Annotated in this window: 8 protein-coding genes and 1 tRNA gene; 4 read left to right on the top strand and 5 right to left on the bottom strand. The window is 60.1% G+C overall.

The window, feature by feature from the left end; translation table 11 throughout:
* Positions 1–85: 85 nt before the first annotated feature.
* Together I2H81_RS08175 and I2H81_RS08170 are read right to left on the bottom strand one after the other, a co-directional pair.
* A complete protein-coding gene (locus tag I2H81_RS08175) occupies positions 86–682 on the bottom strand; it encodes a 5-formyltetrahydrofolate cyclo-ligase (RefSeq protein WP_195645206.1) in 597 nt (198 codons plus the stop codon).
* A 123-nt stretch (positions 683–805) separates the two neighbouring features.
* Entirely contained in the window at positions 806–3844 is a 3039-nt protein-coding gene (locus tag I2H81_RS08170; protein ID WP_195645205.1) for an insulinase family protein, read from the bottom strand.
* A 569-nt stretch (positions 3845–4413) separates the two neighbouring features.
* Here I2H81_RS08170 and I2H81_RS08165 point away from each other — a divergent pair.
* Entirely contained in the window at positions 4414–5880 is a 1467-nt protein-coding gene (locus I2H81_RS08165; RefSeq protein ID WP_195645204.1) for an ATP-binding protein, read from the top strand.
* 100 nt (positions 5881–5980) lie between these two features.
* Here I2H81_RS08165 and I2H81_RS08160 read toward each other — a convergent pair whose 3' ends face one another.
* Entirely contained in the window at positions 5981–6283 is a 303-nt protein-coding gene (locus tag I2H81_RS08160; RefSeq protein WP_195645203.1) for a hypothetical protein, read from the bottom strand.
* 405 nt (positions 6284–6688) lie between these two features.
* Between I2H81_RS08160 and I2H81_RS08155 the strand changes: the two genes are divergently transcribed.
* Entirely contained in the window at positions 6689–7771 is a 1083-nt protein-coding gene (locus I2H81_RS08155) for an HNH endonuclease (RefSeq protein WP_195645202.1), read from the top strand.
* Between the two features lie 445 nt (positions 7772–8216).
* On the opposite strand, the gene I2H81_RS08150 is transcribed toward I2H81_RS08155, so the two are convergent.
* Positions 8217–8903: a DUF5710 domain-containing protein gene (locus I2H81_RS08150; protein ID WP_195645201.1), complete on the bottom strand. Its 687-nt coding sequence runs from the start codon at positions 8901–8903 to the stop codon at positions 8217–8219.
* 335 nt (positions 8904–9238) lie between these two features.
* Positions 9239–9313, bottom strand: a tRNA-Val gene (locus I2H81_RS08145).
* Positions 9314–9602: 289 nt separating this feature from the next.
* Here I2H81_RS08145 and I2H81_RS08140 point away from each other — a divergent pair.
* Together I2H81_RS08140 and I2H81_RS08135 are read left to right on the top strand one after the other, a co-directional pair.
* The gene (locus I2H81_RS08140; protein ID WP_195645200.1) at positions 9603–10625 is read left to right on the top strand and encodes a DMT family transporter; all 1023 of its coding nucleotides are present in this window, start codon (positions 9603–9605) and stop codon (positions 10623–10625) included.
* Between the two features lie 149 nt (positions 10626–10774).
* Positions 10775–13087 (top strand): DUF4012 domain-containing protein, encoded by a 2313-nt coding sequence (locus tag I2H81_RS08135; protein WP_195645199.1) that lies wholly within the window; start codon positions 10775–10777, stop codon positions 13085–13087.
* Positions 13088–13115 lie beyond the last annotated feature (28 nt).

Genomic DNA, 13115 nt, shown 5'->3' with positions numbered 1-13115 from the left:
GGATAATCTCCCGTTTTTGGCTCGTAAGGGGGCTCAAAGTGGGAGATTTTCCACGCTCATTTTTTTTGGTGCAGCCCGCCAGCGGTTAGGCGCTGATGATGTTGGGCAGCGGCAGGTCGTGGGCGTCGGTGGGGACGTGGTCGATGCGCTGTTCGTCAAAGGCGATGCCGATGATCTGGCATGTGGCCGAAAGCGTGGGCAGGTAGCGGTCGTAGCAACCACCGCCGTAGCCCAGGCGCGCGCCGGCGCGGTTGAAGGCTACGAGCGGAACGACGATCATGTCGAGAGCTTCGGCGGGCACGATGGGAAAGCGGTCGCTGTCGATGTCCGTGGCCGCGAAGGGTCTCGTGGGGTGGGCGATAAACGGGACCTCGGATGCATCGCCGGCAGAGAGTGCCCGCATGCACATGCGCTGGCCGCATGCGGCGGCGTCGCTTGCCGAGAGCATGCATGGATAGGCTGCGCGCCAGCCACGCGTGGCGGCCGCAGCGGCAAACGCGGCTGGGTCTGCCTCGGAACCCATGGCGGCATAGACGGCGACGGTACGCGGCGTCGCCGAATCCGAGCGCTCCAACAGCTCAACAAGCCGCGCACAGATAGCAGCGGACTTTGCCGCCCGCACATCCAACCCAATCGCATCACGCCGAGCAATCACCGCCCGCCGCAACTCAGCCTTATCCATCCCAGCCCCCTCTCCCAAACCTACCAAAAAGGGACAGGTTTATTTTGACAGGTTTTATCTGGGTAAACGTCAAAACCACCACAAAGGTGCCTGTCCCCTTTGTGGTGGTTTTGCTTGCTGTGGTTAGCCCAGCAGGTCGACTACGTTGAAGTTGGCGTTGCTCTTGGCGATGACGTCGCGGCCGCCAAAGACGCAGGTGGGCGACTCGGCTGCGATGCGCGTGACATCGGCGCCGAGCGAGCGCAGCTCACCGGGCGTGGCGGCGAGCATCTGGGCGCGACGCTCCTCGCGCGCGTGCGGATCGAGCCCGGCCAGGTAGGTCGTGTTGCGGCGCTTGGTGAGCGCGTACGGCTTCACCGGCGCGTCCATGCCGCTCACGCAGCTCACGATAAAGCCCTCGAAGGCGGCCTCGTCGGGCTCAAAGCTGCCGAGCCATTCGCCTGCGCGCGCCACGCGCTCAATCGAGGGGTCGATCGCCGGGTCGCGGTAGGTGTAGAACGCCGTCTGGCGCTCGCCGGCTGCGCGGAATCCGCAGCCGTATGCACCGCCCTTCACGCGGATCTCGTTCCACAGGTAGTCGTAGGAGAGCGCGTTGGCGGCCACGGCCCAAGCGCCTGTCACGTCGAGCCCCAAGCGACGCGGATCGCACGCACGCGCGGCAAAGCAGATGTCGCTGGGGATCACGAAAGCCTCGTGGCAGTCGCACGGCGCCGGCACCACGAGCGCGTCGCGGCCGGCGCCATCGCCCGCGCCAAGCCCCAGGTTGCCCGCGGCATCCCAGTACGCGTCAAAGTCCTCATCGCTGCCGGTAAAGCTCGCCATGCAGCCGTCGGCCACAAAGATGCGGCCTGCCAGCTCGGCAAGTTTGGCACGCAGGTCGTCCAGTCGCTCGTCAAAGTGCTCGAGCAGATCGCGCAGGAATAGGTAGAAGTCCACGCCCGAAAGCTGTTCGCGCACCACGGCTGAAGGCGAGCCGTAGCTCATCGCGCGACCGAGCGCCGCCGAGTGACCGTTGTTGATAAAGCCCTGCTCGAGCCCAATGCGAATCTGCGTGAGCACGTCGCGCACGCGGTCGGCGTCGGCGTCGAGCAATAGCGTGCTCGACCACACCTCGCGCGGCAGGCTCGCCAGCGCATCGATTTTTTCGGACAGGGCACCGGCGCTCACCAGCAGATAGGGGCGCACGCCGTCCACGTCGGGCTGGGTCATGACCTCGGTCGTGAAGCTCAAAAAACCCAGCTTGCCGGCAAGCAGGTTGTCGAGCTCCTCGGCCGAATGCTCGCTCGTGGGCAGCTGCTTGAGCAGGCGGCAGAGCAGCGTCACATAGGGCAGGTCCTCAAACGCGACACAACTCAGGTCGAAGTACTGCATGGCGTAGGCCAGGCGGTTGGTGGGGATGCCGTGGCGCAGACAGGGGATGGGCGCGGTCGTGTCCACAACGAGCGGCGGCTCGGGGCGCGCCTCGCCAATGTCGGACACGCGCAGGCGCGGCAGCGTGGCCTTGGCCTCGGGCGTGTCCTCGGCCTCCTGCGCGGCACGCAGCACGGCCGTGCGCTCGACCACATCGGCCAGCTCGGCATCGTTCATGGCGTCGCGCTTGGCTGTCAGCTCGGCGGCCTCGGTACCCTCCGAACCCTCGGCGGCGTCCACCGGCACCAGCTCGACCAGTGCCATGTGGTCGTTCTGCAGCACCAGCTCGCGCAGCAGGTCCTCAAAGTAGCTGCCGTTCAGCTCGCCGCGCAGCTCCTCGTACACCGGGCCGTACTTGAGTGCCAACGTTGCGGCGTCGTCATCGTAGAGCCAGGTGCTCAGCGCGTCGCACGCAATGGCCACGCCGTCGGCGATACCGTAGTCGCGCTGGCGCAGGTCGTATTCGTTGCTGCTGATGATGGCCTCCAGGCGCTCGCGCGGAACGCCGTGCTCGCACAGGTTGCGGCAGGCGTCTTGGAACACGCGGCGCAGCTCGCGCGCCACGCCGGGCTGCGCGTTTTGCAGCATGATGAGCTCGTAGGGCTGCAGGCTCTCGGCCGCGGTGTAGCTCACCACGTTGCCGCCCAGGCCGGCGGCCAGAATGGCCTTCTTAACCGGCGCTTCGTTGGAACCCAGCAGCGCCTCAAACAAGATGTCCGCTGCGATCGTGCGCTTGCGGTCGAGCGCGCTGCCCAGCACAAGGCCCAGGCCCACCAAGGCGTTCTCGGGCGTGGTGGCCATCTCGACACGCTTGTACTCGCAGGTCACGGGCGCTTGCACGCCCAGCGGATTGGGTGCCAGCGTGGACGGGTTCTCGCCGGCGGCGACGGCTGCGTCCATGCGGCGGCTCGCAGCGCTCGGCTGCGACAGATAGCGCTCGTCCAAAAAGGCCAGTGCGCGGTCCACGTCCAGGTCGCCGTAGAGCGTGATGTAGGAGTTGGAAGGATTGTAGTGGCGCGCGTGCGTGTCCAGGAACTGCTCGTAGGTGAGCGCGGGAATCGCGCGCGGGTCGCCGCCACTCTCGTGCGCATAGGCGGTGTCGGGATAGAGCGCGGCGTTGACGGCGTCGTCCAGCACGCTCATGGGGTCGGACAGCGCGCCCTTCATTTCGTTGAACACTACGCCGTTATAGCGCAGCGTGCCCTCGCGCAGGCTCGCGGAGCTGTCGCCGCCCTCGCCCCCGGCGCTCTCCGGCAGGTCCAGCTCGTAGTGCCAGCCCTCCTGCTCAAAAATGGTGGGCTTGGTATAGATGGCCGGGTTGAACACCGCGTCCAGGTACACGTCCATCAGGTTGTAGAGGTCCTGCTCGTTGGTGGTGGCGACGGGGTAGATGGTCTTGTCGGGGTAGGTCATGGCGTTGAGGAACGTCTGCATGGAGCTCTTGATCAGGTCCACGAACGGCTCCTTGACGGGAAACTTGGCCGACCCGCACAGCACCGAGTGCTCAAGAATATGGAACACGCCGGTGGAATCGGCCGGCGGCGTCTTAAAGCCAATGGCAAAGGCCTTGTTTTCGTCGTCGCACGCCAGGTACAGCAGGCGAGCGCCCGAGACGGTGTGGCGAAGCACGTAGGCGTCCGAGTCGAGCTCGGGTACGGTCTCGCAGCGCTCGACGGCAAAGCCGTGGCAGGTAGTGCCGGGCACCAGCAGTGCGGCGGCAGCGGCGCGCGGGTCGGTTGAGGTGGTGGGCATATGCAGTCTCCTTTGACGCCCCAGCGGGGGCGAATCGAGTCGAATCCTCGAGAGTATACCCATATGGGGGCGCGGCTCTGCGGCGAACTGAAGACGATGCCGGCGGATTGGACAAAGGTCCCGCGCGTTCACCGCACGAGCGTGGAAACTTGGACGCCTATCGAATGAGAGTGGATTTTCGGACGGAATCAGCCTCAAAACGCCCAAAAACCGTCCAAATATCCACCCTCATTTCCCGACCGTCCAAAATCCACGCTCATCCGCCGCCCGCACATCTCTCATATCTCATTCGTCTCTAATACGAGAGATAACAGAAAGATGAGAGATAAATATGAGAGATAACAATGCTGCAAGGAGACAGACAACCATGGTATTGTCTCAATATAGATTGTTTTACCAGCGAAAACATGTTTAAATGAAACAGATGACAGACATCTTATCTTTCATCTCTCACTCCTCTCTAATATGAGAGATAACAGAAAGATGAGAGATAATTACGAGAGATAACTGAGAGACGAAGGAAATCTATTCGCGGCATTCTTCGCAGAACCGAGCGAAAGGACGTGCAGATGAACGAAAACGAACTGACCGGTCTGCTCGAGTCTTTAAGGCGCATGGGCTCGGACGATCTTAACGTTGAGGTCAAGGAGAGCGCCACGACGCTTTCCCGCGACGTATGGGAAACGGTCAGCGCTTTCGCAAACACCGCCGGCGGCATCATCGTACTCGGAGTGAGCGAGCGCGCGGGTTTTGTCCCAGTTGCAAACTTTGAGACCGAGAAAGTGCTCAACCAATTCGTGGCGGGCATGGGCGATGCTGGCGGTCGCGGAAAGCTGGCCAATCCGCCCAAATACACCATTGAGCGCGTGGGGCTTCGGGGTACCGTTGTTCTCGTCATCACAATCGAGGAGCTCGGCCCGTCGAGCAAGCCTTGCTATGTAATAGAACGGGGCGCCCAGGGCGGCAGCTACAAGCGCATCGATGACAAAGACGTGCCGCTTTCGTCGACCGAGGTTTTGGCGCTGTCGTCATACGAACGGACGAGTCCTAGCGATCGCGATACGGTGCCCGGCACGAGTGTGAGCGATCTCGACGAGTCGCTGGTCGACCGCACGATAGAGCGTGCCTATTCGTTGACGCCTCGAGCGATGCACGGTGCGACGGACAGGAAGACAAAGATGGAGCGTCTGAATTTCCTCGACCCCCAGGGCAATGTTACCAAGGCTGGCCTCCTTGCCGCGGGCGTTTACCCTCAGCAGTTCTATCCCAAGCTCTTCATTGATGTAGCTGTCCATGCGGGAACTCAAAAGGGCGCTGCGGGACCGCTAAGGTTTATGGACCGCACAGTCTGCGAGGGCACCCTGGGCGAGATGATTTCGGATACTGTCGCGGCTGTCGCCAAAAACCTGCGCCGCACCTCGACCGTCCAAGGCATCTCGCGTATCGACTCGCTGGAGATTCCCGAGGAGGTCCTGCGCGAGGCAGTCGCCAACGCGGTTATCCACAGGGAATACGGGGATCGGTTCTGTGGGCAATCGATCGCCGTCGACGTTTTTGACGACCGTATCGAGGTGACGAATCCCGGCGGCCTTTATGGAGGGAAGACTCGCGAGAACTTGTTTGACGGCAGCTCCCGATGCCGTAACGCGACGCTCGTGAAACTCATGTCGATTGTCCCGCTGCCGGATGGCGCAGGTTCGCCGGCTGAGGGCAATGGCTCGGGCATCCCGATGATGATCGATGCCATGCGCGCACATGGTCTGGCCGAGCCCCTGTTCTGCCCGGGGTTCGATCGGTTCAAGGTCGTACTTTACCGTTCAAAGATCGAGTCGGTCGATCATGGCGGGGACTTGATTATGACGGCACTCAAGCGCTACGGCGAATTGGGGACGCGCGAACTGGCGGAGCGCACGGGACTCACGGTTTCCCAGGTTAGGGCACGCGTCAATGCGCTCATTGAGCAGGGTGAGCTTGAGCCGACGGCGCCGTCGACAAGCCGCAACCGCAAATATCGACTGTCAGAGCGCGTGGAATAAATGCGTTAGTGGACGAGGCGACCCAATAATCGACCCTCGATTGGCGCCCACTAAGGTAAAGCGGTTGTTGCTCAGTCGACGGTGATGCTAAAGACTCGGCTTACGCCGGCATGGCCCCGAACCCGTCCATCAAGAACAGCCTAAGAACCAGCTTGATGACATATCCCGGTTTGACTTCTGCCGCGTCAAAGACGTGGCGCTCGGTGAGCTCGCTGCAGTATGCATAGATGTCGCGGATAAGGTCCGCGCCCGAAAGCGTAAACATGTAGCCTGCGTCCGAAAGCGCATTGGGCGCGGCGGACAACTTGGCCATGTGACAGAACGTTTGCAGGTCGGGCGCCATAACATTCTGGTAGTCGAGGTGGCCGCTGGCATCCTGTGCGGCAAGCTCCAATTGGCGCACAGGATGCCAGCGCCGCCGCTAACACAAAGCTCGGCGTAGGCGCATTAACGTCCTGAGTGGTCGCTACAAGCCTGCCCGCCGCCTGCGTGACAAGCCAGGCGACCTCGCGCTGGCAGCGCACGGCCTTGCGCGTAACCGGCTTGATGGACGAAGAAGAAACGCTCCCCTTAGGCGGATTCGAAGCAGTCATAAGACCCTCCCATGAACAATCCGGCCCAACAAGCCCGGATGAAACACGTGCTACATCAGTATACAGGGGAGTGGGGTAGCGGGGTACAAGCGCGCCAGCGGCAAACCGAGAGCATCAACGATGTGTCGATCGCGGAATGAGATCTCGTAATAATTGACTCTCGGCCATATTATTGAGGGGCATGACTCGCGTTCGTATGGTTGTAGGTGTTGGCGATGAACGACATTGACCTTGCTGTTCCGTTGATGGATGGACCAAGCTATGACCGTGCCTGCAGTCTCGTGCCTTCCGAATACGTTGAGGCATGGGAGTGGTTTCTGGGTGAGGAGCAGCGCGGCGGCGTTTGGACCAGCCTTCCGCACCGCACCAAGGTAGATAGCCCTCAGTATCAGTATCGTTTGAGAATTGGCTCGGACTTCTTTCCCGTAACGCGGGATTCAGGGATCTTCTGGCCGGGCCAGGATCGGGTGAAGCAAGATCCCAATAAGACGTTTGCGCTTTCGGTCCATAACTCTAAAAAGAGCTTCTACACCGATGTGCCTCCGCTCTATTTGGACGATGGTACGTGGGTCATTAAGTACTCGGTTCAAGCGCCGGGTACCGTTGGTTTTCGAGACCAGAATTACAACCGTAAAATGCTCAACTGCATGGAATGTGGCGTCCCAGTCGGAGTCATATTTGCAACCGAGGTGGGCTATAAGGTGCTCGGCCTTGCGTTTGTTGAGCGGTTCGAGCCGGAAAACGGATGGTTTGTTTTGCACGGTCCTGTTCATAAAGGCGGACCGGACCCTCGTTTTGCGCCCGACATGAGTTATCTGAAGCACGTACCCGTCAATATTGAGTTTGCCGGACAGGGTGCAACCGACGACGAAAAGGTCCGCTATGCGTTAAGGCGCGAGCGATTGGGGCAACAATGGTTCCGCAAGCAGCTCGTTGCCGCCTATGACGGTCGTTGCGCGGTGTCGGACTGCGGCGTCAGCGAAGCTCTGGAGGCTGCACATATCGAGAATTACTCGGGACCCAAATCGCAGGTTGCCAGCAACGGCATTCTGCTTCGGCGCGACCTTCATTCCCTATTTGATGCTCACCTGATTTCGTTTGAGCCTGTTTGCGGCGAATATCGGCTGTGCGGATCGTACCTGCTGGATAAGACCGACTACGCTTCCTTTGCGGGTGCGACGCTAAGGCAGCCGAATGAGCGTCAGTGGCGACCCAATACGGTGTTTCTTGAGGCCCATCGCATTGAGTTCGATCGCTCGGAAAAGAAGCGTGAAAAGGTGGGGCTTCTGCCGTATTAGCGTATTTGGCTTTGGCGGTCTTTTACGATCGTGTTGTTTGATCGGATCGCGTGGCGATGCAATCTCGCGCACGCCTGCTGGTGCATGCTCTTCCTGATTTGTATAGCGAGAGGGGAGCGAGCGTGAGCTGGCGAGGCGATATTGCGATGGGGAAGTACGGAAAACTGCCGTGCGCCCTTATAGACAACAAGATGTTTCCGAGCGTAGAAGTTGATTGCGGGTCGTTTGTCGTCGCCTGTCCTTGCTGCGGCTCGCAAATACCGTGCCTCGACATTTGGTTCATCGATGCGCGCGACAGACTTAGCGACGAAGCGAGAAAACGGACAGGCGTTCATATGCCGGTGTATCAGGAGAAATGCCCTGTTTGTGGCCTCGATATCGTGTACGATGCCGGCGACGAGGGATAGGTGATGCGGAGGAGCTGGCTGTGAAGGCATCTCCGTTCCTACAAATAAATCCCCTCACCGAGCTGCTTGTGGAACTCGGCGTGATGGTCGCGTGCCCAAGTAAAGAGTGCCTGGTCAAAGTCGGTGCGCGTGGCCGGGACGCCAAAGACGCCGGCAACTTCGACACGCACAAAGTCCAGTGCCGGCAGCTTGTTGATGGCGGTGAGGGCAAACGGGGACGTGGGTTCTTCGAACAGATAGTGGCTGCCTTGCAGCGCGTCGCAACTGGTGCACGTGTTGCCGAGCGACGGGGCTTTGGAGGCTCGCGCGCCTACGGGCTTGTAGCCGCAGCGCTTAGAAAGATAGTCGCGGATCTCGCCCGGGACGCAGCCAAGAGCGGGCACGATGGCGAGTGCGTTGGCGTTGGCCGTGTCGATGGTAATGTGCCCGGCTTCGTTGGGCGCGTGCGCGATGGCGATGCCCTTGCCGTCATCGGTTCGATAGGGAATGCCGAAGGCCGCGACCGAGGTCTCTTTGTGACACTTCCAGCACTCGCGCTTGCCCAGTACTAGATATATATACGGCGCTGAGGGGTCGGATCGGTCAACACCGGGCAGCCACTCGGCAAAGGGCTCGGGGTTGACGCCGCTGGGTACATACCAGATCTTCTTGGTTCGGTCCCATTTGGCGCCCAGCGCCTTGGCTTCTTCTTTGTGCGAAAAGGGGACATCGAGCTCGGTGCGCATGGCGGCTCCTTGGTGCTGCAGGTGCAAGTGGCTCAAGGATACCGCAGGGCGCAGACATCGCGGCGTTTTGCTGAGAAGTTGCGGTGCGGACTGATTGGTTATGCCGATGGATAGATCGGCAAGTAGATGGTCGGCTTTTGGCCAGTTGGGCGGTTGGAGCAGCTTGCGGCGCAGTTTTGTGCCTGGCTATTGTTGATGTTGGGGTATTGAATATGTTTGGCAGCCATTCGTCAGGTGAATTGATGCTACGTTGCGATGACGGTTGGAACTGCCAGCGGATTTGGCGACATAAAACAAAACAGCCCAGAGGACATGGCCTCTGAGCTGCGAACATTTGGTGGGCGTTAGAAGATTTGAACTTCTGACCTCTTCCGTGTCAGGGAAGCGCTCTCCCCCTGAGCTAAACGCCCGATCAAGGGTGCGCAAGCGCGCAAGGGATAATATAACGGAGCCTGAACTCGGTGGCAAGAACATTTTTAAAAATCGCTTACATTGTGGAATTCGGGAGCTTTGTCATATCCATTTCAAAAGAGCCCGCTGCCGCGATTTGGCTGTCGCATAATGCAAGGCCATTGCGGTATCGAGCTATGGAAAGACGCCTGCGGAATTGTCCTACCGATAAGCGGACAAGCCTTCGGCTGGTGCCTTCGCCGTGGTAAGGTAAGCCGAATTGCTTCCAGACTGTTTCGGGGGAGTGGAATGAGCAAAGAGTGTGTCGAGCAGGTCGAAGGCGCAGGGGCTTCGGTGCCGATGACCGATATATCGAACATTGATGTGCCCGAGGGCACCGACGAGCTCAGCCGCAACACCCGTCGCGCATGGCGCGACCGCCTGAACAGCGCTTCGACGCGCAAGATGATCACGGGCGTCTTGGCTACGCTGGTGGGCGGTTCGTTTTGGGGCTTCTCGGGCACCAGCGCGAGCTTTCTGTTCGATACCTACCACGTCGACACCTTGTGGCTTATGAGCGTGCGTCAGATTCTCGCCGGTCTACTCTTTATGGCCGTGGTTGTTACGCGCGACCGCGAGCGCCTGATTAAGCTCTGGACCACACCCGCCGATCGCAAGCAGCTGCTGCTCTTTACCGCCTTTGGTCTGCTGTTCAACCAGTTTTGCTATCTTTCGGCCGTGCGCCTGACGAACGCCGGAACCGCGACGGTGCTCCAGTGCCTGCAGCTCGTTATCATCATGGGCTACACCTGCGTGACCGATCGCCGCATGCCGCGTACTCGCGAAGTCATCGGCATTGGCCTGGCTCTGGGTGGAACCTTTTTAATCGCCACCGGCGGCGACCCCACCAGCCTGAATATCTCGCCGCTTGGCCTGGCAGCAGGTCTTATGTGTGCGGTCAGCGCCACGTGTATGGCGGTGATTCCCGCCAAGATCCTGCCCGAATACGGCAGCCCCATCGTCACGGGCTCGGCAATGCTCACGGCGGGCGTGGTCTCGTGCGTCTTCGTGCAGCCTTGGGCGCATATGCCGGCACTCGACGCTGCCGGCGTCGAGGCGCTCGCGGTGTTCGTGGTTATCGGCTCGTTTTTTGCTTACATGCTCTATATGCAGGGCGTTAAGGACATCGGCTCGGTGCGTGCGAGTCTCATCGGAACTGTGGAGCCGGTTTCGGCGACCATCACCAGCGCCGTTATGCTGGGCACGGTGTTTTTGCCGACCGACCTTATCGGCTTTGCCATGATCATCGTGATGATGTTCCTCACGGTGTAGCTGGCGCCGCCGCCAAGACAGAAAAGGTGTTGTGCCGCATTTTCGCCAATTGATGTCCGTGTCTGGAGTTTAGCTGTCGATGTCCAAAATGCCATAAACTAGTAACGTTATGGACTTTTTCATTGCGACTCAATTGCGAGGATTTCTTTATGGCTGGTAATCACTTTAAGGGCAGCGATAGCGGCCGTCCTGCAGTTCCGCCGCGTCCGAACGGGGCTGGTAAGGCCGGCACGCCGGGCGGCGCTGGACAGGGCGGTTCCGGTAAGCGCGTGTCCCCGGGCGAGACGGCGATGTTTACCGCTCTGTACGAGCAGTCACAAAAGGCAAAAAAGACCGGCCGTGCAAGAGGGAATGTCTTTGCGGGCGGTGCAACCTCCACGTCGCAGCCGAGTGGGGCTCCTTCGGTACCCGCGAACAACGCAGGTGCTACCAACGCCGCGAATGCCGCCAGCAACGTTAATGCCGGCAAGGCCGCCAACAATACTCCCTCTGCCGGTGGCGCGGGGCTTACGGGTAACCTTGGCACGATTTACACCGGCGCCTCCGAGACTGGCACGTTCGCCCGCCTGGATGATAGCGGTGCCGAGTTTGCGGGCTCGGGTTCCAAGGAAGATTATTACGATTTTGGCTTGAACTACGGTAGCGACACTTCGTCGAGTTCGACCTCTGACGGCCTGGTCCGTCATCGCCATCGCAAGGGCGAGCGCAAAAAACGTCACACTGGCGCCATTATTGCCGCTGTAGTCGCGGTGCTTCTCGTTGTGCTTGGCGCAAGCGGCTTTATGCTGCTTAACTCGGCAAAGACCGTAAAGAGCGAAGCGAAGGAGGCCGTCGAGATCGTCGGTGGCCTTAAGGACAAGGTCACGTCGGGCGATTTTTCGACGCTGCCTGACGACGCGAAGAAGATTGATGAGCTCTGCGACAGCATGAAGGCGGAGACCTCGAGCCCGCTGTGGACGGCGGCTTCGTTTATCCCGGTGTATGGCAGCGACATCAATGCGGCCCGCACCATGATCGACGCCCTGTCCGATGTCTCGAGCAATGCGCTGGTTCCCATGGCCGATAACCTTTCGCAGGCCACGCCCGGCAAGCTGTTCCAGGACGGCATGATTAACGTGTCCGCGCTGCAGGCGGTCGCCGATTCGCTCTCCGATAGCTCCAAGGTGTTCAAGAGCGCCAACGAGAAGATCCAAGGTATTGGCGATACTCATATTTCCCAGGTGACCGAGCTGGTCGATAAGGCCAAGGACGGCTTTGCTACCCTCAACGGCGCGGTTGACGCGGCGGAGAAGGTCGCCCCCGTCCTTCCCCAGATGCTCGGCGCCAACGGCCAGACGCGTAACTACCTTGTGTACGCCATGAACAACGTCGAGATTCGTGCTTGCGGCGGCTTTGGCGGTTCGCAGGGCCTGATTTCGGTCACCGACGGCCAGATGTCGATTGGCGAGTTTGTTCCCTGCATTGCGCGCAGCAAAGACGGGGCGGTTGAGAGCGTCGACGAAGAAGATGAGACGCTGTTTGGTGACCACAGCAACCTATACATCTCGGGCAACACCTATTCGCCCGACTGGCCCCGTAATTCGCAGCGTGTTGCCGCGCTGTGGAAGTCTGAATATGGTCAGGACGTCGATGGCGTCATTGGTATCGATCCGGTATTCCTGCAGTATCTGTTGGGCCTCGTGGGTAATGTTTCACTGCCCGACGGTACAGTCGTTGACGGCACTAACGCGGCGAAGGTGCTTATGCATGATGTGTACTGGAACTATCCGGTCGAGGAGTCGGACGGCATCTTTGCATCCGTCGCCAGCGCTGCCTTCGACAAGATCCTTGGCGGTATCGGCGACGTCGATGTTGCGAACCTTGTCAGCGCCGTTGAGCGCGGTGCCGAAGAGGGCCGCCTGATCGCGTGGATGAAAAACGATGACGAGCAGAACGCTATCAAGGAGATGAACATCGACGCCTCGCTGCCCGATCCGGATGACCCGAGTGAAGATCCCGTTGCTGGTGTCTACTTTAACAACCTGAGCTTCTCCAAGCTCGACTGGTATCTGAACGCCGATACGCAGATTGGTCAGGGCGTGAAGAACGGCGACGGCGCTTGCTCGTATCGCATCACCGTTACCCTGACGAACATCATGACGCAGGAGGAGGCAGGTAAGCTGCCCGACTACGTAGCGGCCAGTGCGCCTGGGACCTCGCGTGACGATGAGCGCTTGTATGTATCGCTGTTTGCGCCGACAGGCGGCAGCATTACCGATCTAACCGTTGAGGGGACTCAGTTTGGACTGTTCGCTGCCACTTGGCACGGAGTTCCCTGCTATTCGGGAACCGTTGACCTGCATGCTGGCGAGACGACGACGATCACGTATACGCTGACCACGTCGGCCGAGGCGGGGGACAAGCCGCTTACGCTGCGTCAGACTCCTACATGCCAGGCGGCTCGCGACAGCGCGTCGGCGTAGGGTTTTTCTGGTAGCGCAGATAATCGAG

It is taken from the genome of Collinsella aerofaciens, from assembly GCF_015561195.1.
Taxonomy (GTDB): domain Bacteria; phylum Actinomycetota; class Coriobacteriia; order Coriobacteriales; family Coriobacteriaceae; genus Collinsella; species Collinsella aerofaciens_AC.
Note: the sequence above shows the minus strand (reverse complement) of the source record. Positions and strands in the feature narration are given on the sequence as shown.